The sequence below is a fragment of the Pseudomonas sp. lyk4-TYG-107 genome, assembly GCF_030209055.1.
GTDB classification, from domain to species: Bacteria; Pseudomonadota; Gammaproteobacteria; order Pseudomonadales; family Pseudomonadaceae; genus Aquipseudomonas; species Aquipseudomonas putida_A.
Genome location: NZ_JARVST010000025.1, coordinates 15,152 through 39,077 on the forward strand (window position 1 = coordinate 15,152; position 23,926 = coordinate 39,077).

General features: G+C 62.2%; 21 protein-coding genes. 13 read left to right on the plus strand and 8 right to left on the minus strand.

Annotated features, from left to right (window positions below; genetic code table 11):
• Positions 1 to 140: 140 nt before the first annotated feature.
• The 3 genes from QRN61_RS20345 (at position 141) to QRN61_RS20355 (ending at position 3,360) form a co-directional block, all read left to right on the plus strand.
• Complete coding sequence (locus QRN61_RS20345; protein ID WP_096794853.1) at positions 141 to 1,214, plus strand: BMP family ABC transporter substrate-binding protein; 1,074 nt, start codon at positions 141 to 143, stop codon at positions 1,212 to 1,214.
• Between the two features lie 144 nt (positions 1,215 to 1,358).
• Complete coding sequence (locus tag QRN61_RS20350) at positions 1,359 to 2,324, plus strand: 2-oxoglutarate and iron-dependent oxygenase domain-containing protein (RefSeq protein ID WP_285375048.1); 966 nt, start codon at positions 1,359 to 1,361, stop codon at positions 2,322 to 2,324.
• An 82-nt stretch (positions 2,325 to 2,406) separates the two neighbouring features.
• A complete protein-coding gene (locus tag QRN61_RS20355; protein ID WP_003221371.1) occupies positions 2,407 to 3,360 on the plus strand; it encodes an adenosine deaminase in 954 nt (317 codons plus the stop codon).
• Positions 3,361 to 3,469: 109 nt separating this feature from the next.
• Here QRN61_RS20355 and QRN61_RS20360 read toward each other — a convergent pair whose 3' ends face one another.
• From QRN61_RS20360 to vimR, 3 genes are all read right to left on the minus strand, one after another.
• Positions 3,470 to 4,849, minus strand: a complete 1,380-nt coding sequence (locus tag QRN61_RS20360; RefSeq protein WP_285375050.1) for an MFS transporter — start codon at positions 4,847 to 4,849, stop codon at positions 3,470 to 3,472.
• Positions 4,850 to 4,975: 126 nt separating this feature from the next.
• Positions 4,976 to 5,707, minus strand: a complete 732-nt coding sequence (locus tag QRN61_RS20365) for an ArsR/SmtB family transcription factor (protein ID WP_097089938.1) — start codon at positions 5,705 to 5,707, stop codon at positions 4,976 to 4,978.
• A 315-nt stretch (positions 5,708 to 6,022) separates the two neighbouring features.
• A complete protein-coding gene (gene vimR / locus QRN61_RS20370; protein ID WP_027613634.1) occupies positions 6,023 to 6,952 on the minus strand; it encodes a transcription regulator VimR in 930 nt (309 codons plus the stop codon).
• A gap of 118 nt (positions 6,953 to 7,070) precedes the next feature.
• Here vimR and QRN61_RS20375 point away from each other — a divergent pair, with 118 nt between their 5' ends.
• The 3 genes from QRN61_RS20375 (at position 7,071) to QRN61_RS20385 (ending at position 8,737) form a co-directional block, all read left to right on the plus strand.
• Positions 7,071 to 7,364, plus strand: coding sequence for a putative quinol monooxygenase (locus QRN61_RS20375; protein WP_096794850.1), 294 nt, complete (start codon positions 7,071 to 7,073; stop codon positions 7,362 to 7,364).
• 32 nt (positions 7,365 to 7,396) lie between these two features.
• Entirely contained in the window at positions 7,397 to 8,410 is a 1,014-nt protein-coding gene (locus QRN61_RS20380) for a zinc-binding alcohol dehydrogenase family protein (RefSeq protein ID WP_027613632.1), read from the plus strand.
• Between the two features lie 153 nt (positions 8,411 to 8,563).
• The gene (locus tag QRN61_RS20385) at positions 8,564 to 8,737 is read left to right on the plus strand and encodes a hypothetical protein (protein WP_166496092.1); all 174 of its coding nucleotides are present in this window, start codon (positions 8,564 to 8,566) and stop codon (positions 8,735 to 8,737) included.
• 5 nt (positions 8,738 to 8,742) lie between these two features.
• Here the strand turns inward: QRN61_RS20385 and QRN61_RS20390 are convergent, their stop codons facing one another.
• Positions 8,743 to 9,945, minus strand: a complete 1,203-nt coding sequence (locus QRN61_RS20390; RefSeq protein WP_150369575.1) for a multidrug effflux MFS transporter — start codon at positions 9,943 to 9,945, stop codon at positions 8,743 to 8,745.
• A 134-nt stretch (positions 9,946 to 10,079) separates the two neighbouring features.
• Positions 10,080 to 10,280 carry a heavy-metal-associated domain-containing protein gene (locus tag QRN61_RS20395; RefSeq protein WP_096794848.1) on the minus strand — a complete coding sequence of 67 codons (201 nt, stop codon included), beginning with the start codon at positions 10,278 to 10,280 and terminating at the stop codon, positions 10,080 to 10,082.
• Between the two features lie 148 nt (positions 10,281 to 10,428).
• On the opposite strand from QRN61_RS20395, the gene QRN61_RS20400 reads away from it, so the two are divergent.
• The 3 genes from QRN61_RS20400 (at position 10,429) to cueR (ending at position 13,810) form a co-directional block, all read left to right on the plus strand.
• Positions 10,429 to 10,812 (plus strand): hypothetical protein, encoded by a 384-nt coding sequence (locus QRN61_RS20400; RefSeq protein ID WP_027613629.1) that lies wholly within the window; start codon positions 10,429 to 10,431, stop codon positions 10,810 to 10,812.
• Between the two features lie 194 nt (positions 10,813 to 11,006).
• Complete coding sequence (locus QRN61_RS20405; protein WP_285375059.1) at positions 11,007 to 13,400, plus strand: heavy metal translocating P-type ATPase; 2,394 nt, start codon at positions 11,007 to 11,009, stop codon at positions 13,398 to 13,400.
• Positions 13,397 to 13,810 carry a Cu(I)-responsive transcriptional regulator gene (cueR, locus tag QRN61_RS20410; RefSeq protein ID WP_150369573.1) on the plus strand — a complete coding sequence of 138 codons (414 nt, stop codon included), beginning with the start codon at positions 13,397 to 13,399 and terminating at the stop codon, positions 13,808 to 13,810. Before QRN61_RS20405 ends, cueR begins: the two co-directional genes overlap by 4 nt.
• Here the strand turns inward: cueR and QRN61_RS20415 are convergent.
• The 3 genes from QRN61_RS20415 to QRN61_RS20425 form a co-directional block, all read right to left on the minus strand.
• Positions 13,764 to 15,008 carry an MFS transporter gene (locus tag QRN61_RS20415; protein ID WP_285375062.1) on the minus strand — a complete coding sequence of 415 codons (1,245 nt, stop codon included), beginning with the start codon at positions 15,006 to 15,008 and terminating at the stop codon, positions 13,764 to 13,766. The genes cueR and QRN61_RS20415 overlap by 47 nt on opposite strands.
• A 184-nt stretch (positions 15,009 to 15,192) precedes the next feature.
• Positions 15,193 to 16,089: a PA4780 family RIO1-like protein kinase gene (locus QRN61_RS20420; RefSeq protein WP_003221347.1), complete on the minus strand. Its 897-nt coding sequence runs from the start codon at positions 16,087 to 16,089 to the stop codon at positions 15,193 to 15,195.
• A 322-nt stretch (positions 16,090 to 16,411) separates the two neighbouring features.
• Positions 16,412 to 17,689 (minus strand): acetyl-CoA C-acetyltransferase, encoded by a 1,278-nt coding sequence (locus tag QRN61_RS20425; RefSeq protein WP_285375067.1) that lies wholly within the window; start codon positions 17,687 to 17,689, stop codon positions 16,412 to 16,414.
• 236 nt (positions 17,690 to 17,925) lie between these two features.
• Between QRN61_RS20425 and QRN61_RS20430 the strand changes: the two genes are divergently transcribed.
• From QRN61_RS20430 to QRN61_RS20445, 4 genes are all read left to right on the plus strand, one after another.
• Positions 17,926 to 19,278: a 3-oxoacyl-ACP reductase gene (locus QRN61_RS20430; protein ID WP_285375069.1), complete on the plus strand. Its 1,353-nt coding sequence runs from the start codon at positions 17,926 to 17,928 to the stop codon at positions 19,276 to 19,278.
• Positions 19,279 to 19,280: 2 nt separating this feature from the next.
• Positions 19,281 to 20,135, plus strand: a complete 855-nt coding sequence (locus QRN61_RS20435) for a MaoC family dehydratase (RefSeq protein WP_285375071.1) — start codon at positions 19,281 to 19,283, stop codon at positions 20,133 to 20,135.
• A gap of 302 nt (positions 20,136 to 20,437) precedes the next feature.
• Positions 20,438 to 22,027 (plus strand): collagen-like triple helix repeat-containing protein, encoded by a 1,590-nt coding sequence (locus QRN61_RS20440; RefSeq protein ID WP_285375073.1) that lies wholly within the window; start codon positions 20,438 to 20,440, stop codon positions 22,025 to 22,027.
• Between the two features lie 134 nt (positions 22,028 to 22,161).
• Complete coding sequence (locus QRN61_RS20445) at positions 22,162 to 23,832, plus strand: ShlB/FhaC/HecB family hemolysin secretion/activation protein (RefSeq protein ID WP_285375076.1); 1,671 nt, start codon at positions 22,162 to 22,164, stop codon at positions 23,830 to 23,832.
• Positions 23,833 to 23,926 lie beyond the last annotated feature (94 nt).

The following is a 23,926-nucleotide window of genomic DNA, read 5'->3' on the forward strand; positions in this document are numbered from 1 at the left end:
GCTCCCACATTTGATCGCGTTGCCCTGTGGGAGCGGGCTTGCTCGCGAAGGCCGCACCTCGGTTTTGGATTGTTTGTTGTCCTGTTGGTCAGCAATTTGCATTGCCCCTGACCACACACAACAAAATGGAGCTCCAATTCATGCAAATACGTCCGCTGCACAAACTGCTGTGCGCCGCCATCGGTCTGGGGATCAGCCTGAGCGCCAGCGCTGCCGATCCGCTGAAGGTCGGTTTCGTCTACATCGGCCCGATCGGCGACCACGGCTGGACGTATCAGCATGAACAGGGGCGCAAGGCACTGGCGGAGAAATTCGGCGCGCAGATCAGCACCAATTACGTCGAGAACGTGGCCGAGGGCGCCGACGCCGAGCGGGTGATCCGCAACATGGCCAAGGACAATTACGACCTGATTTTCACCACCTCCTTCGGCTACATGAACCCGACGCTGAAAGTCGCCAAACAGTTTCCCAAGGTCACCTTCGAACACGCCACCGGCTACAAGCAGGACAAGAACCTCGGCACCTATCTCGCGCGCACCTACGAGGGTCGTTATGTCGGCGGTTTCCTTGCAGCGAAGATGACCAAGACCAAGAAGGTCGGTTACGTCGCCTCGTTCCCGATTCCGGAAGTGATCCGCGATATCAACGCCATCCAGCTGGCGCTGAACAAGTACAACCCCGGCACCGAGATCAAAGTGGTGTGGGTCAACTCGTGGTTTGACCCGGGCAAGGAAGCCGACGCCGCCAACGCCCTGATCGATCAGGGTGTGGACGTAGTGTTCCAGCACACCGACAGCCCGGCGCCGATTCAGGCCGCCGAACGGCGTGGCGTGTACGCCGTGGGTTACGCCTCGGACATGGCGCACTTCGGCCCGAAAGCGGTGCTGACTTCGATCGTCAACGACTGGGCACCGCACTACATTCAGGCCACGCAAAGCGTGATCGACCACAGCTGGAAATCCCAGGACTACTGGGGCGGGCTGAAGGAAGGCACGGTTGAACTGCCGATCAGTGATCTGGTACCGGCACCGGTGAAAGCCGAGGCCGAGCAGATCATTGCCGACATCAAGAGCGGTAAGTTGCAACCGTTCACCGGGCCGATCAAGGATCAGGCCGGCGTGGAGAAGATCCCGGCAGGTGTGAGTGCGACGAATGCGGAACTGGCGTCGATGAACTATTACGTGGAAGGGATGAAGGCCGAGATGCCGAAGTAATCCTCCGATTCACCACACAAAACCTTGTGGGAGCGAGCCTGCTCGCGAAAGCGGTGTGTCATTAAACAAAAATGTTGTCTGACACTCCCTCTTCGCGAGCAGGCTCGCTCCCACATTGGAACCCAGCGTATTCAAGGATTGTGTATGAACAGTCTTCCGATCATCGACATCTCACCGCTCTACACCAACGACCAAAACGCCTGGCCCGCCGTCGCCGCACAGATCGACCAGGCCTGCCGCGAATGGGGCTTTTTCTACATCAAGGGCCACCCGATTTCCGCACAGCGCATCGACTCGCTGCTCGACCACGCCCAGCGTTTTTTTGCGCAACCGACAGAAGAAAAACTCAGGATCGACATCACCCAGACCCGCCATCATCGCGGCTACGGCGCCATCGCCACCGAACAGCTCGACCCGGACAAACCCAGCGACCTCAAGGAAACCTTCGACATGGGCCTGCACTTGCCGGCGGATCATCCCGAGGTGCTCGCGGAAAAACCGCTGCGCGGGCCGAATCGCCATCCGGCGCAAGCAGGCTGGGAAGCGCTGATGGAGCAGCACTACCTCGACATGCAGGCCCTCGCGCAAACCCTGCTGCGGGCGATGACGATTGCGCTGGGGATCGAACGCGACTTCTTCGATTCGCGCTTCGTTGAGCCGGTCAGCGTACTGCGGATGATCCACTACCCACCACGCCACACCGCCAGCAGCGCCGAACAGCAAGGCGCCGGAGCGCACACCGATTACGGCTGCATCACCCTGCTCTACCAGGACAGCGCCGGCGGCCTGCAAGTGAAGAACATCAACGGTGAATGGATCGACGCGCCACCGATTGACGGCACCTTCGTGGTCAACCTCGGCGACATGATGGCGCGCTGGAGCAACGACCGCTATCGCTCGACCCCGCATCGGGTGATCAGCCCGCTGGGGGTGGATCGCTATTCGATGCCGTTCTTCGCCGAGCCGCACCCGGACACCCGTATCGAATGCCTGCCCGGTTGCCAGGACGCACAGCATCCGGCGAAATATCCGACCACCTCCTGCGCCGAATTCCTGCTGTCGCGCTTCGCCGATACCTACGCCTATCGGCGCGAGCCGCAAGCGGTGTGATGGATCGCTTGGTCAGGTTTTGCCAATTGTTTCGGCGCGCATCTGTAGAATGGCCGCCATCTGCACCTGATGAGAAAAGAATATGTACGATTGGCTCAACGCCCTGCCCAAGGCCGAACTGCACCTGCATCTGGAAGGCTCGCTGGAGCCTGAGTTGCTGTTCGCCCTGGCCGAACGCAACAAGATCGCCCTGCCGTGGAGCGATGTCGAAACCCTGCGCAAGGCCTACGCCTTCAACAACCTGCAGGAATTCCTCGACCTGTATTACCAGGGCGCCGACGTGCTGCGCACCTCGCAGGACTTCTACGACCTGACCTGGGCCTACCTGCTGCGCTGCAAAGCGCAGAACGTGATTCACACCGAACCGTTCTTCGACCCGCAGACCCACACCGACCGGGGCATCCCGTTCGAAGTAGTGCTCAACGGCATCGCTGCGGCACTCAAGGATGGCGAACAGCAACTGGGCATCACCAGCGGTTTGATCCTGAGCTTCCTGCGCCACCTGAGCGAAGACGAAGCACAGAAAACCCTCGATCAGGCGCTGCCGTTCCGTGATGCGTTTGTCGCCGTCGGCCTCGACAGCTCGGAGATGGGTCACCCGCCAAGCAAGTTCCAGCGTGTGTTCGACCGCGCCCGCCACGAGGGTTTCCTGACCGTCGCCCACGCCGGTGAAGAAGGCCCGCCGGAGTACATCTGGGAAGCCATCGACCTGCTGAAGATCCAGCGTATCGACCATGGCGTACGCGCCATCGAAGACGAGCGCCTGATGCAGCGGATCATCGACGAGCAGATCCCGTTGACTGTGTGCCCGCTGTCGAACACCAAGCTCTGCGTGTTCGATCACATGTCGCAGCACAACATCCTCGACATGCTAGAGCGTGGGGTGAAGGTCACCGTCAACTCCGATGACCCGGCGTATTTCGGCGGCTACGTCACCGAGAACTTCCATGCGCTGCATGAACACCTGGGCATGACCCAGGATCAGGCCAAGCGCCTGGCGCAGAACAGCCTGGATGCGCGTCTGGTAAAACCGTAAGCAACACCGCATAACCGATGTGGGAGCGAGCCTGCTCGCGAAGGCTTCATGTCAGTCACAGTTTGAGTTGTCTGACACGACGCTTTCGCGAGCAGGCTCGCTCCCACATTTATACCGGTGTCGACTCTGTCAGCTCTTCCAGCGTCTTGCCCCGCGTCTCCATCCCGAACAGCCACACCACCCCCGCCGCAATCGCAAAGCACAGCGCGCCCAGCGCAAACACTCCGCCTTGCCCGGTAATCGGGAACACCAGCCCGGTCACCAGCGGCCCGAGCAACGAGCCGACACGGCCAATCGCCGAGGCAAAGCCCGAGCCTGTGGCGCGCGCCGAAGTCGGGTACAACTCCGGCGTATAGGTGTAGAGCACCGCCCACATGCCGAACAGGAAAAACTGCATCAGCAGCCCCGAGCTGATCAGCAACGCGACGTTGCCGCCGAACACCGCACTCTGCCCGTAGAGAAACGCCATCACCCCGCCGCCGAGCAACGTCACGATGCACACCGGTTTGCGCCCCCAGCGTTCCACCAGCCACGCTGCCATCAGAAACCCGGGAATCCCGCCCAGAGAAATCAGCACGGTGTAATACACCGACTGGGTCACGGCGAAACCCGACTGTTGCAACAACGCACTGAGCCACGATGTCAGCCCGTAGAAACCGAGCAAAGCGAAAAACCACAGGCTCCAGATCATCGTGGTGCGCTGGCGATATTGCGGCGACCAGATCTGCTTGAGCGCCGAGAAGAAGTTGCCCGGCGGCGTCACTGTTCTTGGCAGGCACACCGGCTCAGGCAGCGTCGCCACCCCGAGCGACGTGCGCACGCGCGCCTCTATTGCGTTCAGGACCTTGTCCGCTGCTTCGTGGCGTCCGGCTTGCTCCAGCCAGCGTGGTGATTCGGGAATGAAGAAACGGATCGCCAGCACAAACACCGCCGGCACCGCCAACACCAGGAAGATATCGCGCCAGCCAATCAGCGGCAGCAGAAAGTACGACAGCACCCCGGCGGCGACGAAACCCAGCGGCCAGAAACCGTCCATCAATGCAATGTAGCGCCCGCGCCGCTGCGCCGGGATCAACTCCGAAAGCATCGACTGTGCAATCGGAAACTCCATGCCCATGCCGATCCCCAGCAGGATGCGGAACAGCGTCAGGCTCTCGACCGTTTGCGCTGTCGAACACAGGTAACTGGCCACGCCCCACAGCACGATGCTCCACTGAAACACCGGTTTGCGCCCGAAACGATCGGCGAGCATCCCCGATAAAGACGCCCCCAGCACCATGCCGAAAAAACTCGAACTGGCGAGCAGGCCGGCTTGTGCACTGCTCAAGCCGAACTCGGTTTTGATCGAGCCGAGCAGGAACGTCATCATGGCCAGGTCCATGGAGTCGAAAAAGAACGCCAGGGCAATGATGATGAAAATGACTCGGTGATAACCGCTGAGCGGCAGCCGTTCCAGGCGTTCTGCCGCGCTGAAGTCTCGCGTATCCATGCCCATCCCCTCCGCAATGTGTGCGGATCGAGTGTGCGCGATAACGCCTCAGCGCTTTTTCTGGATACGACCTGTTCGCAGTCACAGGCGACGCCAGCGTCGAAGTGTCGGTCGGCGAACGCTCTATCACGCCAATTCCAGCTCGGTTTCCTTGGCGAACCGCTGGATTTCCCGCTGCCCGGCCGGGGTCACTTGCAAGGCTCGGGAGTCCTTGGGCAGCACCAGCCAGCCGGACTGCATGAACAGTTGCAGCACCGCCGCGCCGAGTGAACCGCCCAGGTGCGGGCGACGTTCACTCCAGTCCGGACAGGCGCACGCCACCTGAGCCTTGCGATGAGCGAGGGCCTGGATGAACACACCGCGGTTGGCCAGTTGCGTCGAGCCTTTGAGGGTCACCACGACCCGCTGCTCGATCTGTTCGAGCCAGCCGGCATCGAGCAGACGCTGATACAGATCGGCGGCCAGCGTGCCACCCAAATGATCATCGCAAAAGCGCGCACGCAGCAGTGAAGACGGCGCAGTCCTGGGATTGGCGCTCGGTGCCGAGCGTTTGAATACGTGAGGAATTTCCCGCGGTGCGCTGGCGATCGTGGCACTGGCCAGCGCTTCGATGGCCGCCGCGATCTCCGGGGCTGCCAGACGGAAAAAGCGCTTGCGCCCACGGACCTCGACTTTCAACAGGCCCCCGGCGGACAAACGCCCCAGATGCGCACTGGCCGAAGATGGCGACAACCCTGCCAGCAGCGCCAGCTCTTCGGTCTGGCGTGCCGAGCCATCCATCAACGCCCACATCATCGCACTGCGCTTGGGGTCGGCCAGCAGCGTGGCGATCTGGCTGATGCAAGGTGCATGTTCCATGTATTCACTCCCTGTTGAATCGTATCGTCTACTGCTCGAAGACATCTTGACCAGTAATGGGTCATCGGCCAAGACGGGTAAAACGCCATGAACCGGAGCAAGCCAGGCCGGTGCTGCGGCACCCGTCAATGGAGTGTCCGCGGCGTTTGTGCAGCGCTCGCCCGGCTCTGAAAAACCGGCCGGATTCAGTCCTGACCGGTTATCGGTGCAGGTTTGAGGCGGTCGCTAGTATAAGCGGGATGCACGCTGCTTCCTGCGCCGTGGCTGACACGAATGGTGATAGTTCCTGAGTGAAATTTCGCTAATTGCCTGCGACTAATGATCAACTTTCGGGAAATGGGGAAATTGACTACTCAATTCGGCGCATCGGCTGGCGAGCATTTCCCTCAAAAGGTTCACCGGCTTACTCAATTGTGCGCGATGGGCGCACAACAGATTCAGCGGAGCACGCTCACAGAGCAGCTCTGGCAGCAACACTTTGAGGCGCCCGGCGAGCACATCCGTGCCGACATCGAGCCACGATTTGTAGGCGATGCCCGCCCCCGCCACCGCCCACAACCGCACGACGTCGGCGTCATCACTGAAGCGATCGCCACTGACCGTCAGGCCGACTTCACGTTTGCCGTCATGAAAACTCCAATGGTCGTGCACGCGGCTGCCGAGCATGTACAGCAGGCAATTGTGCTGCGCCAGTTGTTCGAGCTGACGCGGCTCACCGTGGCGCGCCAGGTATGCCGGCGATGCGCAGAGCACGCGGCGATTGTCCGGGGCGATGGGCAGGGCCACCAGGCTCGAATCCTCGGGTTCGCCATAACGCAGGGCGATGTCCACCGGCTGGCGGAACAGGTCGGCGATCCGGTCACCGAGCAGCAGGCGCACGGTCAGCTTCGGATGCTCGCGCTGAAACTCGTCGAGCCACGGCAACAGCAGGTTGCGCCCGAAATCCGAAGGCGCCGACAACTGCAGGATGCCGCTGACCTGATCCTGCGCGCTGGAGAGAAATCGCCGGCCTTCGTCCAGCGAACTCAACGCGGCCCGCGCGTATTCGAGGAAGCCTTCGCCCTCGGCGGTCAGACGCAGACTGCGGGTCGAGCGCGCCAGCAAACGCACGCCCAGTTGCTGTTCGATGCGTTTGAGCGCGGCGCTGGCCACAGCGGCGGACATGTCCATCACCCGCGCCGCTGCCGACAGGCTGCCCAGATCCGCCGCGCGAACGAACAACTGTAAATCGTCGAAACGCAGCATTGTCAGCCTCGATTATCAAAAAAATATTGAAAGAGACTGCTCTTTTAGCCGGTTTTATCGCGCCGAGAAATAGCCAATGATGGGTTCAAGCAAATTTATCCCGCGACTGGAGCCGCACATGTCCCAAGCATTCACCGCCATCGCCACCCTGATCGCCAAACCCGGCCAGCAGGACACCCTCGAAAACGCCCTGCGCGCACTGGTTGAGCCGAGCCGCGCCGAGGAAGGCTGCAGCCAGTACGACCTACACCGCGACCTCGCCGATCCGCTGACCTTTTATGTGATCGAACACTGGGCCAGCGAGGAAATCCTTTCGGCGCACAACGCCAGCGCGCATTTTCAGAACTTCCAGGCCGCCGCCGGCCACTGCATCGAACACTTCCAATTGAAACGTCTGGGCGCCATCGCCTGAGCCCTTCTTCTATTACCGTTACGGAGCAAGTCATGAAAGCCATCGCCTATTACGCCTCCCTGCCGATCAGCGACGAAAAATCCCTGCAAGACATCGAACTGCCGGAGCCGGTCGCCGGCCCGCGCGACCTGCTGGTGGAAGTCAAAGCCATCTCGGTCAACCCGGTCGACACCAAGGTGCGGCAGAACGTGGCGCCGGAAAACGGCGCAGCAAAAGTACTGGGCTGGGACGTCGCCGGTGTGGTCAAGGCCGTCGGCAGTGAAGTGACGCTGTTCAAGGCCGGCGACAAAGTGTTTTACGCCGGCTCCATCGCCCGTGCCGGTGGCAACAGCGAGCTGCACGTGGTCGATGAGCGCATTGTTGGCCACATGCCCAAATCCCTCGGTTTTGCCGAAGCCGCCGCGCTGCCGCTGACCGCGATCACCGCGTGGGAACTGCTGTTCGAACGCCTGCAGATCCGTGAGGGCAAGACCGATGAAGGTCAAAGCCTGCTGATCGTCGGCGCCGCTGGCGGCGTCGGTTCGATCCTCACCCAACTGGCCAGCCAGTTGACCGGCCTGAAGGTCATCGGCACCGCGTCCCGTGCACAGACTCGCGACTGGGTGACCGAGCTGGGTGCCGACCTGGTGATCGACCACAGCCAGCCGTTGAGCGAGGAACTGAAACGCGCCGGCATCGATCACGTGACCCACGTCGCCAGCCTGACCCAGACCGATCTGCACCTGGAGCAACTGGTCGAGGCGTTGGCCCCGCAAGGCAAACTCGCGCTGATCGACGATCCGAAGTCGCTGGACGTGAGCCAGCTCAAGCGCAAGAGCCTGTCGCTGCACTGGGAGTTCATGTACACCCGCTCGCTGTTCGAAACACCGGACATGATCGAGCAGCACAAGCTGCTCAACCGCGTGGCCGAGCTGATTGATGCGGGGACGTTGAAGACCACCGTCGGCGAGCATTTCGGCACGATCAACGCGGCGAACCTGCGCCGGGCGCATGAGCTGCTGGAAAGCGGCAAGGCCAAGGGCAAAATTGTTTTAGAAAGTTTCTGAAAACCCGGACGTCGTAATCAGCGCCAGTCCTTTCAAGGGCTGGCGCTATTTTTTGCCGTCAGTCAGATGCTTGATCGTTGTCACAAATCCGATCGTATTCAGGTCTACACTCGAAGCCTCTGCGATGCATCTTTTACACAAGGGAGGTCAGTAATGAAGATCCTGATAAAAGAAGTGGCAAAGTCCCAATGGCAGGTTCGCCTGGACCAGCACGCCGTGACCTTTCGCAGTGAAGCCGAGGCGCTCGCCTTCACCCGCACCCTCGAAGCGCGCCTGCACGCGCCCCATCGGATTCCCGACCCCGGACAGCAACGCGCCGTCGGCTGAGGCAATCAGGCTTCGGCCTGCGCTTGCGCCAACGCCCGGGCATTCTGCAAATGCCGGGTGTACATCGCGACGCTCACCACCAGCAACCCGCACAGGCTGATGACCATGGCCATCGGCATGGCGCTGCCATCGTGCAGAACGCCCACCAGCGAAGCCGCGCCGGAAGCCACGCTGAACTGCAGGCAGCCCATCAGTGCCGACGCACTACCGGCACGCGCACCCTGGCCGTTCATTGCACACGCCGCTGCGTTGGGCAGGATGCAGCCGAGGCTGGCGATACACACGAACAACGGGATCAACAGCGGCCACAACGCTTCGGTGTGCAGCGAGCTGACCGCGAGCAAAGAAACCCCGGCCAACAGATACACCCACACCGCCCGTGCCAGCAGGAATGCCGGACCGCGCTTGGCCAACAGCCGCGCATTGACCTGGGCCACCAGAATGAACCCCGCCGCATTGGTGCCGAACAGCCAGCCGAAATGCTCGGCGGGTACGCCGTACAGTTTGATGAAGACGAACGGCGAACCGGCGATATAGGAAAACATCCCGGCGACCGCGATACCGCCGGTCAGGGCGTGGCCGAGAAACACCCGGTCGCCAAACAGCCGGCCGTATTGGCGCAACGCACCGGACAACGGCTGGCGCGGCACATAGTCCGGCAGACTTTCCGGCAGACCCAGCGCCACAGCGAGGGCGGCCAGTGCGCTGAAGCCGGTCAGTGCGAGGAAGATCGACTGCCAGCCGGTGGTATTGACCAACAGACCGCCGAGCAACGGCGCGAGAATCGGCGCCAATCCCATCACCAGCATCAGTTGCGAAAAGACTTTCGCCGAACCGACCGCATCGCACTTGTCACTGACCACCGCCCGGGAAATCACCATCCCCGCGCAGCCGCCCAGCGCCTGAACGAAACGCGCACCGATCAGCCATTCCAGATTCGGTGCGTAGGCACAGGCCAGCGAGGCCAGAGTGAACAGGCCGACACCGACCAACAGCGGCAGGCGCCGACCAAATCGGTCGGCCACCGGGCCATACAGCAACTGCCCGATCGACAGACCGGCGAAATAGGCTGCCAGGGTCAGTTGCACATGCTTTTCATCAGTGCCAAAGGCCAGCGCCATCGACGGGAACGCCGGCAAATAGAAGTCGATCGCCAGCGGACCGAAGGCGCTCAGGGCACCAAGAATCAGAATGGTACGGAAGTTCATCAGGCATCCAGGTGGGATAGAAGTCGGCAGCCCGACAGTCTAGCCGCGCTGAGACACCTTGAACATTCCGATAGCTCGCTAACTATTAGAAATCAGATGACCTACACCTGAAACCTGTGGCGAGGGATTTATCGTTATCCGGCGAGTTTTACCGGGTAGCCCTCTTCGCTGATCACCTCGATCACCTGCTCGGCACTCAGCGAACTCTCGACACCAACTTCTTTAGCCGCCAGATCGACCCGCACGCTGGCCGCCGGATCCTTCGCCTGCACGGCGTTGGTGATGGCTTTGACACAATGACCGCAGGACATGCCTTGAACGTTGAACACTTGCATGGATGGACTCCTTTGAGTGAGGTTGCCGGCAGTGTCGAGCTTGCCACCATGGCAAGGTCAAGTTCTGCAGAAAACTGCCGGGCTGGCAATCGGCGTCGCGCTCAGCCAAGCTGCGTGCATCAATGACTCAAATTCAGGAGATTCAGCCATGCGCTGGTCAGCTTTCAGCCTGTTTGGCTTGCTCAGCCTCTTTGCCGCCCTGCCCCAGGCCAACGCGACCGGTGAGGACTACGCCGTTCTGATCATCTCGCGCGAGCGTCTGGAAGTGCCGACTCCCTGCGAGATTGGCGTGTACGTCAATGATGAACTGGCAGCGCGCCTGCTTCAGGAACAGACCACTTCGTTCAACCTGCCCCACGGGACGATTTCCATCCGTCTGAAACAATTGCCTGGCCAAGTGCCGGGTTGCCAGGCAGGCATGCTCGCGCCGCCGGCGCAGGAGATCTCGCTCAAGGCCGGCGATGTGCTCAAGTACCGGATCGCGGCAAATGCCAAAGGCTTGTACCTGCGACCTGCCGCCCTCGAATACTAAGCAAAACTCCAAATGTGGGAGCGGGCTTGCTCGCGAATGCGCTGTGTCATTCAGCGATGATGTTGACTGACACAGCGCATTCGCGAGCAAGCCCGCTCCCACACTGTTTTTGTAGTGAGTCAAATATTGGCGCTTGACCTTGCCCGCGTGGCAAGGTTGATCCTTGTAGGCATCTTCTACAGGGAGTAAGACCGATGTCCGATTCCATCACTTTCGATCTGCCGATTGCCGGCATGACCTGCGCCAGTTGCGCCGGGCGTGTCGAGCGGGCGTTGCGCAAAGTCAGCGGCGCCAGTGCCGTCAGCGTCAATCTCGCCACCGAACAGGCCCGCGTCCAGGCGCCTGGTGACAGCTTGCCGTCGTTGATGGCGGCGGTTGAACGCGCCGGTTACAGCGTGCCGCAGCAGACGGTGGAGTTGAGCATCGACGGCATGACCTGCGCCTCGTGCGTCGGTCGCGTCGAGCGCGCCCTGAACAAAGTCCCCGGGGTGAAGAGCGTCAGCGTCAACCTCGCCAACGAACGCGCGCACCTCGAATGGCTCGGTCAGGTCGATATTCAGTCGCTGCTCGATGCTGTGAGCAAGGCGGGCTACTCGGCCAGCGTCTGGCAAGCCGAACATCCCACTACCGATAATCAGCAACAGCGCCTGCAACATGAGCGCTGGGCGCTGATCTGCGCGATCGTCCTGGCGTTGCCGCTGGTGTTGCCGATGCTGCTGCAACCGTTCGGCATTCACTGGATGCTTCCGGCCTGGGCGCAATTCGCCCTCGCCACCCCGGTGCAATTCATTTTCGGTGCACGTTTCTACGTGGCCGCGTGGAAAGCCGTGCGCGCCGGGGCCGGTAACATGGACTTGCTGGTGGCCCTCGGCACCAGCGCCGGTTATGGCTTGAGCCTGTACGAGTGGGCCACCGCCGCCGGGCGCATGCCGCATCTGTATTTCGAAGCCTCGGCGGTGGTGATCGCCCTGGTGCTCCTCGGCAAATACCTGGAAAGCCGCGCCAAACGCCAGACCGCCAGCGCCATCCGCGCTCTGGAAGCCTTGCGTCCGGAACGCGCGATTCAGGTCATCGACGGTCGCGAGCAGGACGTCGCGATCAGCGCCCTGCGTCTGAACGATCAGGTCTTGGTCAAACCCGGTGAACGTTTCCCGGTAGACGGCGAAGTACTTGAAGGCCAAAGCCACGCCGACGAAGCGCTGATCAGCGGCGAAAGCCTGCCAGTGCCAAAACAGTCGGGCGACAAAGTCACCGGCGGCGCGATCAACGGTGAAGGTCGCTTGCTGGTGCGCACCACCGCCCTCGGCGCGGAAAGCGTGCTGGCGCGGATCATCCGTCTGGTAGAAGACGCTCAGGCGGCGAAAGCGCCGATCCAGAAACTGGTGGATAAAGTCAGCCAGGTGTTCGTGCCCAGCGTGTTGCTGATCGCCCTCGCCACCCTGATCGGCTGGTGGCTGTACGGCGCGCCTATGGAAACAGCATTGATCAACGCGGTCGCTGTGCTGGTGATTGCCTGTCCATGTGCCCTCGGCCTCGCCACGCCGACGGCGATCATGGCCGGCACGGGTGTGGCTGCGCGCCATGGGATTCTGATCAAAGATGCCGAAGCGCTGGAACGTGCCCATGCAGTCGACAACGTGGTCTTCGACAAGACCGGCACGCTGACTTCCGGCACCCCGCGTATCGCCCATTTCAGTGCGCTGGATGGCGATGAAAATACTCTGCTGACACTGGCCGGCGCCCTGCAACGCGGCAGCGAACATCCGCTGGCCAAAGCCGTGCTGGACGCGGCCGCCGAACGTGGCCTGAACGTGCCGGATGTCAGCGACAGCCAATCCCTGACCGGGCTTGGCATCGCCGGCAATCTTGGCGGTCGGCGTCTGGCGCTGGGCAATCGGCGCTTGCTGGAAGAAAGCGGCCTGAGCGCTGGCAATCTCGCCGAGTCTGCCAAGGTCTGGGAAAGTGAAGGCCGGACCTTGTCGTGGCTGATCGAGCAAAGCCCGGAACCGCGTGTACTCGGCTTGTTCGCCTTCGGCGACACGCTCAAGCCCGGCGCACTGCAAGCCGTGCAGCAACTGGCCGCCCGCGGTATTCACAGCCATCTGCTGACCGGCGACAACCGTGGCAGCGCCAAAGTCGTCGCCGAGGCCCTGGGTATCAGCAATGTCCACGCCGAAGTGCTCCCCGCCGACAAAGCCGCGACCGTCGCCGAACTGAAGAAGACCGGTGTGGTGGCGATGGTCGGCGATGGCATCAACGACGCCCCGGCACTGGCCGCAGCGGACATCGGCATCGCCATGGGCGGCGGCACCGACGTGGCGATGCACGCCGCCGGTATCACCCTGATGCGCGGCGATCCACGGCTGGTGCCGGCGGCGCTGGAGATCAGCCGCAAGACCTACGCGAAGATCCGCCAGAACCTGTTCTGGGCCTTCGTCTACAACCTGATCGGCATTCCGCTGGCGGCGTTCGGCTTCCTCAACCCGGTGCTGGCCGGCGCGGCGATGGCGCTGTCGAGCGTCAGCGTGGTGAGCAATGCGCTACTGTTGAAAACCTGGAAACCAAAGGACCTGGAGGAATACCGATGAACATCGGCCAAGCGGCCCGGCACAGTGGCCTGAGCGCGAAAATGATCCGCTATTACGAGTCGATCGGCCTGCTCAAGGCGGCCCATCGCACCGACAGCGGCTATCGGGTTTACGGCGATGATGACCTGCACACCCTGGCGTTCATCAAGCGTTCGCGGGATCTGGGGTTTTCCCTGGAGGAAGTCGGCAAGCTGCTGACCCTGTGGCAGGATCGCCAGCGCGCCAGTGCCGATGTGAAAGCGCTGGCGCGTCAGCACATCGACGAGCTGAACCGGAAGATTCGCGAACTCGGCGAGCTGCGCGACACCCTGCAGGATCTGGTCGAGCACTGTAATGGCGACCATCGCCCCGATTGCCCGATCCTCAAGGAACTGGCGTCGGGCTGCTGCGCGCAACCCGCCCGCGCCTGAGCGCCAGCAGCTTCACGGTCAACAGCGTACCGAGCGGGATGCCGTGGAACAGCATGACCACGGTACCCGGTGTCCACCAGCCGTAAAACGGCGCGGCAACCAGCATGCCGACGCCGAACCCGGTCATTTGCAGCAAGGTCAGGAAACTGAAAATCGGCAGCCGCAAATGCTCCGGTTCACGTTGCAGGCGCGACATCAGGCCGACTTCAGAAATACCGTCACCCAACCCCGCCGGCAGGGAAAACAGCAGCAGACCGAAAAGGCTGTGCTGCTGGAACATCAGGATGAAACCGCAGGACATCAACGCCACGCCGAAGAAATACCGTCGTTCCAAATCAATGTTATCCGTGCCTTTGAGGCGACTGGCAATCCGTGCCCCGAGCAGTTTGCCGCTGGCCCACACCGCCAGCATCAGGCCCAGCGTGGTGCTGGCCGAGTCGGGGGTCAGCAGTTTGGAGATGATCGGGAAGCCGACGTTGTGCGCGGCACTGCCCAAGGTGTCGGCCATGGTCACGGCAAGCATCGCGGCGATCACCGGAGCGCTGCGCAGGCCTTGTTTCAGAGCTGACCATTCGCCGCGTTCGCTGGTCGATTGTTCGCTGACTTCTGCAGCGGCGAAGCGCAACGGTGCAATCAACAGCGCCGCCAGCACATAGGTCAGTGCGTTGAGCGCGAATACCGTTTCGAAACCGAAGGCCGCCACCAGCAAACCGGACACCAGGCTGCCGCCGACCATCGCTGCGGATGACGCCGAGGTGATCCAGGCATTGGTTTTCAGTAGCTGCGCCGGGTCGATCAGCCTCGGCAACTGGCTGTTGAGGCCGATGGCGAACATCGAATTGCCAAAACCCAGGCCGAAAGCGATCACCGGCAACAGCAACGCCTGCTGGCTCAGCGGCAGGATCAACAGCAGCCCGAGCAGCGCCGCGCGCAGCAGATCGAAGGCGATCAGCGGCACCCGGCCATTCCAGCGCCGGTAGAAGCGTGTACCCATCAGGCTGGCAAAAATCCCCCCGCCGACCCGACTGGCGAGGAACACCCCGACGCTCATGGCGCTGTTGCTCAGCAGGTAAACGTAAGTCGCCAGCGCGACCATGTTGAGGAAGGCGCCGAAGTCGGAGATCAGCCGGGCGGTGATGATGAGGCGGGCGTTCACATTCAATCCTTGAGTGTGCGAGGGCTGACAAGATTCCCACATACCCCCTCAAGACACCACCGGTCCTTGTGGGAGCTGGCTTGCCAGCGAAGAGGCCGGTAGAGCCGATAAGATTTTTCAGGCTGAACCACCGCTATCGCTGGCAAGCCAGCTCCCACAGGAAACGGTGGTGTATGAACATACGGGCACAAAAAACCCGGCCGAAGCCGGGTTTCTGTTCATGCGCTTACTGCATCCACGGTGGCGGAGGCGGTTCGTCGGACTTGCCCTTGGGCTCGTCATCCGCCGCACGGATCGCCTGCTTGCGCTCTTCGTCGAGCCGCGCCGCTTCGATCTCGCGCAACACTCCGCCAACGTCGGCCAGATCTTCCGGATCGTCGAACTCACCGGTCAGCACGCTGTTGGGGTGCAAGGTGCCGGCTTCGTACAACGCCCACATTTCCTTCGCGTAGCGGGTCTGCTTCAGCTCCGGGGCAAAGCGCCCGAAGTACGAAGCCATGTTGCCCACATCGCGCTCGAGCATGCTGAACGCGTGGTTGTTGCCAGCGGCATCCACCGCCTGCGGCAGGTCGATGATCACCGGGCCGGTCGGGGTCAGCAGCACGTTGAACTCCGAGAGGTCACCGTGCACCAGACCGGTACACAACATCAGCACGATCTGCGAGATCAGGAACGCGTGATACTCGCGGGCCTGATCCGGCTCCAGCACCACGTCGTTCAGACGCGGGGCGGCATCGCCATATTCGTCGGCCACCAGCTCCATCAGCAGCACGCCATCCAGAAAGTCGTATGGTTTGGGCACTCGCACGCCGGCACCGGCCAGACGGAACAGCGCCGCGACTTCGGCGTTCTGCCAGGCGTCTTCGGTCTCTTTGCGACCGAATTTCGAACCCTTGGCCATCGCTCGCGCCTGCCGGCTGTTACGCACCTTGCGGCCTTCCTGATACTCGGCTGCCTGGCGGAAACTGCGTTTGTTCGCCTCCTTGTAAACCTTCGCGCAACGTAACTGGTTACCGCAGCGCACCACATAAACAGCTGCTTCTTTACCACTCATGAGTGGGCGCAGCACTTCGTCGACCAGACCGTCTTCGATCAGGGGTTCAATGCGTTTTGGAGTCTTCATCAGCTTTTATTGTGGGTCCTTTATTACCAAACACGCGAATGTCACTCGTTATACGGCAATCCTCGCGCTACGGGGAGGGGTTGCCGACCTGTGAACCCTGTGGATGCACACACTGTGCCGAAATAATCGACCGTTGCCGATCATAGCTGAGCCGGTTTGAAATGTTGGCAATCAGCGTCGAGGGCATTTGCGACAGAATCTGACATTGGCATTCATTTCCCCTGCGGGAGCGGGCTTGCTCGCGAAAGCGGTCTGTCAGACACAATGACGGCGCCTGACACGGCCCCTTCGCGAGCAAGCCCGCTCCCACAGGGGATTGCGCTCAACGTTCGATGATCGCGGTAACACCCTGCCCCCCGGCCGCGCAGATCGAGATCAGCCCCCTGCCCTTGCCGGCCGCATCCAGCAGTTTTGCCAGGTTGGCGACAATCCGCCCGCCGGTCGCGGCAAACGGATGCCCCGCCGCCAGCGAGCTGCCTTTCACATTCAGCCGGCTGCGGTCGATCGAACCCAGCGGTGCGTCCAGCCCCAAACGCGTCTTGCAGTATTCGGGGTCTTCCCAGGCCTTGAGCGTGCACAGCACCTGCGCGGCAAACGCTTCGTGAATTTCGTAGTAATCGAAGTCTTGCAGGGTCAACCCATTACGCGCCAGCAGGCGCGGCACTGCATACACCGGCGCCATCAACAGGCCTTCGGCGCCGTTGACGAAATCCACCGCCGCCGCTTCGCCATCGCGCAGGTAGGCGAGGGTCGGCAGACCACGTTCTTTTGCCCATTCCTCGCTGCCCAGCAGCACCACTGAGGCGCCGTCGGTGAGTGGCGTGGAGTTGCCTGCCGTCAGCGTGCCCTTCGCGCTTTTTTCGAAAGCGGGTTTGAGCGTGGCGAGTTTTTCCAGGGTCAGGTCCGGGCGCAGGTTGTTGTCGCGGGTCAGGCCGAGGAAAGGCGTCATCAGATCGTTGTGCCAGCCTTCACTGTAGGACGCGGCGAGTTTGTGATGGCTTTCGAGGGCCAGTTGATCCTGCTCCTCACGGGGGATGTTCCAGGTCTGCGCCATCAGTTCGCAGTGCTGGCCCATCGACAGGCCGGTGCGCGGTTCGCCGTTACGCGGGAATTCCGGGATCAGGTGCCGCGGACGCAGTTGCAGAAAGGTTTTCAGCTTGTCGCCGGTGGTCTTGGCGCGGTTGGCCTGCAGGAGGATTTTGCGCAAGCCTTCGCTGACGCTGATCGGCGCGTCCGAGGTGGTGTCGACGCCACCGGCAATGCCGCAGTCGATCTGGCCAAGGGCGATTTTGTTGGCTACCAGCAGCGCCGCCTCCAGCCCGGTGCCGCAGGCTTGCTGGATGTCATAGGCCGGGGTGGCCGGTGAGAGGCGCGAGCCGAGCACACATTCGCGGGTCAGATTCATATCCCGTGACAATTTGAGCACCGCACCGGCCACCACTTCGCCGATGCGCTGGCCGTGCAGGTTGTAGCGTTCGATCAGGCCTTCCAGGGCAGCAGTGAGCATCACCTGATTGCTGGCAGTGGCGTACGGCCCGTTGGAACGGGCGAAAGGAATACGGTTACCACCGATGATGGCGACGCGGCGCAGCTGACTCATGAAAAGCTCCTTGTTGATCCGAATTCATGGAAATCCCTGTGGGAGCTGGCTTGCCAGCGATAGGGCCGGCACCTCCAGCATTTCCAGTGGCTGACACTCCGCCATCGCTGGCAAGCCAGCTCCCACAGGGACGGTGGTCTACTCTGCTGTTCTAGCGTAGGCCTTATTGCGTGGATCGAACGATTGATTGCCGTTGGTAGTCCACACTTTGAACCCCAACTTTTGGAGAGCGTTCCATGTCTGACCGCTATATCGACTTCGCCAACTCATCCATCGGCCACCGTCTGGTCGGGGCTTTGGGCCTGCCGTCGCCGGTGCGGCTGGAACGCTGGCAGGCCGGACGCCTGCGGCCGGTGGACGGCGCGCTGTTGATCGGTGGCGGGCCGCTGGCCGAGCGGGTCAATGCGTTCGCCAACCGCCTGACCGATGCGATCTACAGCTACGGCACTGAACCGTCGCTGGCCACCGCGTGGATTCCCGGGCACGGGCCGAAACTCAAGGCCGTGGTGTTCGACGCCAGCGACCTGCAGCACACCGACCAGCTCAAACAGCTGCGCGAGTTCTTCCAGCCGTTGATGAAAAACCTCGACAGCAGCGCGCACCTGGTGATCCTGGGCCGCGCCCCGGAAACCCTGCGCGATCCGTTTGCGTCCAGTGCACAGCGAGCGCTCGAAGGCTTTTCGCGTTCGCTGGCCAAGGAGCTGCGTAGCGGCGGCACGCTGCAACTGATCTATGTCGGTGACGGCGCTGAAGATCAGCTTGAGGGGCCGCTGCGATTTTTCCTGTCGCCGAAAAGTGCCTTTGTCTCCGGGCAAGTGATTCGCCTGAGCCCGTGCGCCACGCCGGTCACCGATTGGACCCGGCCATTGGCCGGACGCAAGGCGCTGGTCACCGGCGCAGCGCGGGGGATCGGCGCCTCGATTGCCGAGACCCTCGCCCGCGATGGCGCCGAGGTGATTCTGCTCGACGTGCCGCCGGCCAAGACCGATCTGGAAGCCCTCGCCGCGCGGCTCGGCGGCCGCGCCATCACCCTCGACATTTGCACTGAAGATGCCGCCGCGCACCTGATCGAACAACTGCCGGACGGCCTCGACATTCTGGTGCACAACGCCGGGATCACCCGCGACAAGACCCTGGCCAACATGACCCCGGAATTCTGGGACGCGGTGCTGGCGGTCAACCTCAATGCCCCGCAAGTGCTGACCAAGGCGCTGCTCGACAGCGGCACCCTGCACGACAATGCGCGGGTGATTCTGCTGGCCTCGATCAGCGGCATCGCCGGCAATCGTGGACAGACCAACTACGCCGCGAGCAAGGCCGGGCTGATCGGCCTGGCCCAGGCCTGGGCGCCAACGCTGCACGAACGCGGCATCAGCATCAACGCCGTGGCCCCGGGCTTCATCGAAACCCAGATGACCGCGCACATCCCGTTCGGCCTGCGTGAGGCCGGACGGCGCATGAGTTCGCTGGGCCAGGGCGGCTTGCCGCAAGACGTCGCCGAAGCCGTCGCGTGGCTGGCGCAACCGGGCACCGGAGCCTTCACCGGCCAGGCATTGCGGGTCTGTGGCCAAAGTGTTCTGGGGGCATAGGCATGAGCATTGAATGGCACACCCTCGACCGTGAACCGAGCCTGCCCGGCCTGTACGCGCGGGCCGCGACACGGCGCAAGATCACCGGCACCCGACTGCCCGAAACGGGTTTGCGTTGCTGGGTCGATGTCGACCCGCAGAAACTGGCGGCCTATCGCAAGGTTTGCGGCTTTGCCGATGACGGCCTGCTGCCGCCGACTTATCCACACATCCTCGCGTTCGCCCTGCAGATGCAATTGCTCACGGCCAAGGAGTTTCCGTTCCCGTTGCTGGGGCTGATTCACCTGAGCAACCGCATTCGCGTGTTGCGGCCGATGGGCGGGATCAGTCGCGCGCAAGTCAGCGTCCGCGTGCATAACCTGCAGCCGCATCCCAAAGGCGCGACCTTCGATGTGTTGACCAGCCTCGATGATCAACTCGGGCCGCTGTGGGAAGCCGAAAGCCAGATGCTCTGTCGCGGCGTGAAACTCGACGGCGAACCTGTCGAGCAACACTGGGAACCGTCCCAGGTGTTGACGCAAGTCGCGCAATGGAAAGCCTCTGCCGACATCGGTCGGCAATACGCCAAAGTCTCGGGGGACTACAACCCGATTCACTTGAGCGCGGCCAGCGCCAAACTGTTCGGTTTTCCCACGGCGATTGCTCACGGTCTGTGGAACAAGGCACGAACCCTCGCCGCACTGGCTGATCATCTACCCAAGGCCAACCTTGAAATCGCCGTGCACTTTCGCAAACCGGTGCGCTTGCCCAGCGAGGTCTCATTGCTGGCGAGTGCGCCGGGATCCAGCGGCGAGTTGCGCCTGATCGGCAACGGCGATCTGGAACATATGGTCGGTCAGTGGCAACCGGTTGCCTGAGTATCCGCCCGGGCAAGCCTGTAAATTGTGTATATATCACTTAAGTTTTGCCGCGCTTGGCAGCGCACTCTGAAAAACTCCAGGCCTTGATTTTCAAGGCCTTTTTTTGTGCGTCTATATCCTGGGTATTAGTCCTTAGGCACGGCGCGGCGCCTTATATATAAAGGCGTTAATACCAACTTGAGAATGGTGGAAAAGCACCGCGCGATCGAGATTGGCACCACGGACGAGGCATCACCGGCGACAGATCGGTGAGCCATCGAAAACGACGAATGTTGTTACAGGTGCAAGGAATCTCAATCATGAAAACTCAAGTGTGGTGCAAATCGGCAACAGCTCTGGCATTGATCCTCTCCCTTGGCCTCGCTGGCTGCAGCAGCGGCGGTGGCGGCCATCACAGCAGCTCCGGCAGCTCTTCGCCAGACAGCGCGACGTCGGGCACTGGCGGCACTGGTGGCACAGGCGGTAGCAGTGGCACTGGCGGTACTGGCGGCACCGATACCGCTGGCACAGGTGGTACCGGTGGCACTGGCGGTACCGGCACGACCAACCCGACCAATCCGACGAACCCGACCAATCCTACCAATCCGACAGACCCTACGGATCCAACCAACCCGACCAACCCGACTACCACCCCGCTAGTGACCACCACCCTGGTGCAGGATGTCGGCAACACCGTCGCGGGCGTCGGCAGTGGTGTCGGTCAGGTCGGCGACTCCTTGAGCACCGTTCCAGTAGTGGGCGGCGTGGTGCAAAGCGCAGTAAAAACCACAGGCAATGTGGTCACTACCCTGGGTGATGGCGTGGCCAACGGCATCGGCAAACTGGGCACGGTCGACAATGGCCTGGGCGTCACGGCGTCCTCGGTCGGCGGCGTGGTTTCAGATGTCGGTACCGGCGTCTCGGATCTGAGCAGCAAACTGGCGACCGCCACCGGCAGCGTTCCGGTTGTCGGCGGCGTGGTCACCAAAGTCGCTCCGGTGCTCGACGGCGTCGGTGAAAAAGTCACCATGCTCGGCGACACCCTGAGTCTGGCCACTACCACTGGCCCACTGGGCTCGGTGACTAAAAGTGTCGGCAACGGTCTGGTACCAGTGATTGCCATGGTTGAAAGCACCACCGACAAAGTCGGCGATGCAACCGGCCTCGGCGCTCCGCTCAATGGTGTCCTCGGCCAGGTCGGTGGCGCCGTCAAAGGCGTGGGTGGTCAAGTCACCGGTGCTGGCGGCGGCAACGCGTTGACCAACACCGTCGGCGGCGCCTTGACCAATGTCGGCACTGCCGTCGGCAAAGCCGGCGGGCTGGTGGATAACGGCACCAGCAGCGGTGGCGGATTGGGCGGTGGTCTCGGCGGCGGTCTGGGCGGTACCGGCTTGCTGCAAACGGTTGGCGGCGCCGTGGTCAACGTCGGTGCCGGTCTGAACGCCGGCAGCACCAACGGCGTGGTCAGCGCCGGCGGCGTCACGGCTGGCGGACTGGGCAACACCATCGCTTCGCTCAACACCGTACTCGGCGGCTCGGGCACTCCGATCACCGCCACCACCTCGCCACTGGCCACCGCCGGCGCTACCGTCGGCGCAGGGCTGAACCCAGTCACCAGTGCGGTCACCAGCGTCACTCAACAAGTCGGCGCCGCGACAGGTCTGGGCACGCCGGTCGCCGGTCTCACCGGCCAGGTCGGCGGAGCGGTCAGCACGATCGGCAACACCATTGCCGCCACCAACAACCCGGTCACCACCGCCGTGGGTGGTGTGGTCAGCAACGTCGGCGCCACCGTCGGTGCGGTCGGCGGACTGGTCAACGGCGGCACCGCCACTGGAGGCACCGCAACCGGAGGTCTGGGTGGCGTGCTCGGTGGTCTGACCGGCGCTCTTGGAGGCAACAAACGCTAAATTGCACCTGGCCGATTCGACGGCCTCACCTACAGCGCCTACGCTTGGTTGAGGGCGGAAGATTCCCACGAGTCTTCCGCTTTTTTCTTAGGAAAAATTCAGCCCAGCGCTGTGATCTGACCATGGAGTGTCCTATGCGCGTAATGGCATCCCTGCTGTTCCTCAGTCTCAGTTCCGCCGCCCTCGCCGACACCCTGCCCAGCTTTCTCAACAGCAACGAAACCACGCGTAACCTGCCCGTGCCGAACCTGCCGGCAGATGCTTATCGCCCCGCCGCCACGCCCCTGCAAGTACCCGACCCCGGCGCGGCCACGGCGCAGCCGCTGTTGATGGAGACCAAAATCAACCTGAAAACCGTGCAGATCGAAGGCGGCACGATCTACCCGCTCAACGAACTGGCCGAAGTCTACAAACCCCTGATCGGCCATCAGACCAGCCTCGCCGACCTGATCGAAGCCACACGCGACATCACCCGGCGCTACCAGAAGGACGGCTATCTGCTGTCCTACGCCTTCCTGCCGCAACAGCGTTTCGACGACGGCGTAGCCCGAGTGGTGCTGGTCGAAGGTTATGTGCGCGATGTGCAGGTGCAGGGCGATGTCGGCCGGGTCAAAGGCCTGCTCGACGAACTGGCAGCCAAAATCCAGGCCGAGCGCCCGCTGACCCGCAAGACCTTCGAACGCTACACCACCCTGATGACCCGCATCCCCGGCGTGACCATCCAGGCGCAAGTGCCGCCGCCCGGCACCACCGACGGCGCAACAACACTGGTGGCCCAGGCCAGTCGCAAAGCGTTCACCAGCACCATGAGCACCACCGAAGATAACCGCAACGGCACGCAGGCATTGCTGGGGGTCAGCAGTAACTCGCAGACCGCCATGGGCGAGCAGCTGACCCTGAGCGGGCTGTTTCCGCCGGGCGACGATCACGAACATTACTACCGTCTGGACTACAACCAGTTCCTCAATAGCGAAGGTACGCAACTGAGCCTGTTTGCCTCGCGCTACCGGGCCGATCCGGGCACCAATGTGCTCACCAGCGATGGCTTCGAACTCAAACCGCACAAGGAAGACGATCGTTACTCCATCGGTGTCAGCCACCCGTTCATTGCCACCTCCAACGAACTGCTTAACGCGGGAGCGCGGCTCTATGCAGTGGATGACAAAAACCGCTACGACGTGGTCGGCTATCCGCTCAGCATCGAAGAGCGCACCAACGTGCGTGCCCTCGCATTCGAGGGTGACTGGCGCAAGAGCGATGCCCGGCAACTGCGGATTCTCAGTGGTGGCGTGTATCAGGGTCTGGACAGCATGGGCGCGCATTCCAACAACCCGGCGCTGGACCTGAACTTCCTGCGCCTGCGCCTCTCCGGGGTGCAGAGCGACAAGTTCTTCGACAACTGGCAAGGCGTGCTGTCGGCCGCGCTGTACTGGAGTGATGACACCCTGCCTGACAGCGAACGCGCGGTGTTCGGCGGGCAGAATTTCGGCCGTGGCTACCCGGACGATCAGGCATCGGGCGACAAGGGCTGGGGTGCGGCTTACGAGGTCAACTACAGTTTCAATCGCGACGGCAACTGGGTGCGCATCCTGCAGCCGTACGTGGTGCTGGACCGTTCGAAAACCTGGTTCAACAAGCTGGCGGTGCAGAGCAATGACCTGTCATCGGCAGCAGTAGGCCTGCGTTTTGGCGATGCCAAGTACTACAACATTGCGTTGGAGGCCGCCAAGCCGATGTCCGATGAAGCGCTGGATACGTTCAATCGTCGGGCGCGTTACAGCATCAGTTTCAGCTATCAACTGTAGGGTGTCAGATCAATCAACTGAGCAGGCAGACCGCTTGCTCTCACATTGCAGCGCACATCACTGTGGGAGCGGGCTTGCTCGCGAAAGCGGTGGA

What these genes read in the sequence shown, in the direction of transcription:
- QRN61_RS20345 (WP_096794853.1), top strand. Translation starts at nt 141, where the DNA reads ATGCAAATACGTCCGCTGCACAAACTGCTGTGCGCCGCCATCGGTCTG.
- QRN61_RS20350 (WP_285375048.1), top strand. Translation starts at nt 1,359, where the DNA reads ATGAACAGTCTTCCGATCATCGACATCTCACCGCTCTACACCAACGAC.
- QRN61_RS20355 (WP_003221371.1), top strand. Translation starts at nt 2,407, where the DNA reads ATGTACGATTGGCTCAACGCCCTGCCCAAGGCCGAACTGCACCTGCAT.
- QRN61_RS20360 (WP_285375050.1), bottom strand. Translation starts at nt 4,849, where the DNA reads ATGGATACGCGAGACTTCAGCGCGGCAGAACGCCTGGAACGGCTGCCG.
- QRN61_RS20365 (WP_097089938.1), bottom strand. Translation starts at nt 5,707, where the DNA reads ATGGAACATGCACCTTGCATCAGCCAGATCGCCACGCTGCTGGCCGAC.
- vimR (WP_027613634.1), bottom strand. Translation starts at nt 6,952, where the DNA reads ATGCTGCGTTTCGACGATTTACAGTTGTTCGTTCGCGCGGCGGATCTG.
- QRN61_RS20375 (WP_096794850.1), top strand. Translation starts at nt 7,071, where the DNA reads ATGTCCCAAGCATTCACCGCCATCGCCACCCTGATCGCCAAACCCGGC.
- QRN61_RS20380 (WP_027613632.1), top strand. Translation starts at nt 7,397, where the DNA reads ATGAAAGCCATCGCCTATTACGCCTCCCTGCCGATCAGCGACGAAAAA.
- QRN61_RS20385 (WP_166496092.1), top strand. Translation starts at nt 8,564, where the DNA reads ATGAAGATCCTGATAAAAGAAGTGGCAAAGTCCCAATGGCAGGTTCGC.
- QRN61_RS20390 (WP_150369575.1), bottom strand. Translation starts at nt 9,945, where the DNA reads ATGAACTTCCGTACCATTCTGATTCTTGGTGCCCTGAGCGCCTTCGGT.
- QRN61_RS20395 (WP_096794848.1), bottom strand. Translation starts at nt 10,280, where the DNA reads ATGCAAGTGTTCAACGTTCAAGGCATGTCCTGCGGTCATTGTGTCAAA.
- QRN61_RS20400 (WP_027613629.1), top strand. Translation starts at nt 10,429, where the DNA reads ATGCGCTGGTCAGCTTTCAGCCTGTTTGGCTTGCTCAGCCTCTTTGCC.
- QRN61_RS20405 (WP_285375059.1), top strand. Translation starts at nt 11,007, where the DNA reads ATGTCCGATTCCATCACTTTCGATCTGCCGATTGCCGGCATGACCTGC.
- cueR (WP_150369573.1), top strand. Translation starts at nt 13,397, where the DNA reads ATGAACATCGGCCAAGCGGCCCGGCACAGTGGCCTGAGCGCGAAAATG.
- QRN61_RS20415 (WP_285375062.1), bottom strand. Translation starts at nt 15,008, where the DNA reads ATGTGGGAATCTTGTCAGCCCTCGCACACTCAAGGATTGAATGTGAAC.
- QRN61_RS20420 (WP_003221347.1), bottom strand. Translation starts at nt 16,089, where the DNA reads ATGAAGACTCCAAAACGCATTGAACCCCTGATCGAAGACGGTCTGGTC.
- QRN61_RS20425 (WP_285375067.1), bottom strand. Translation starts at nt 17,689, where the DNA reads ATGAGTCAGCTGCGCCGCGTCGCCATCATCGGTGGTAACCGTATTCCT.
- QRN61_RS20430 (WP_285375069.1), top strand. Translation starts at nt 17,926, where the DNA reads ATGTCTGACCGCTATATCGACTTCGCCAACTCATCCATCGGCCACCGT.
- QRN61_RS20435 (WP_285375071.1), top strand. Translation starts at nt 19,281, where the DNA reads ATGAGCATTGAATGGCACACCCTCGACCGTGAACCGAGCCTGCCCGGC.
- QRN61_RS20440 (WP_285375073.1), top strand. Translation starts at nt 20,438, where the DNA reads ATGAAAACTCAAGTGTGGTGCAAATCGGCAACAGCTCTGGCATTGATC.
- QRN61_RS20445 (WP_285375076.1), top strand. Translation starts at nt 22,162, where the DNA reads ATGCGCGTAATGGCATCCCTGCTGTTCCTCAGTCTCAGTTCCGCCGCC.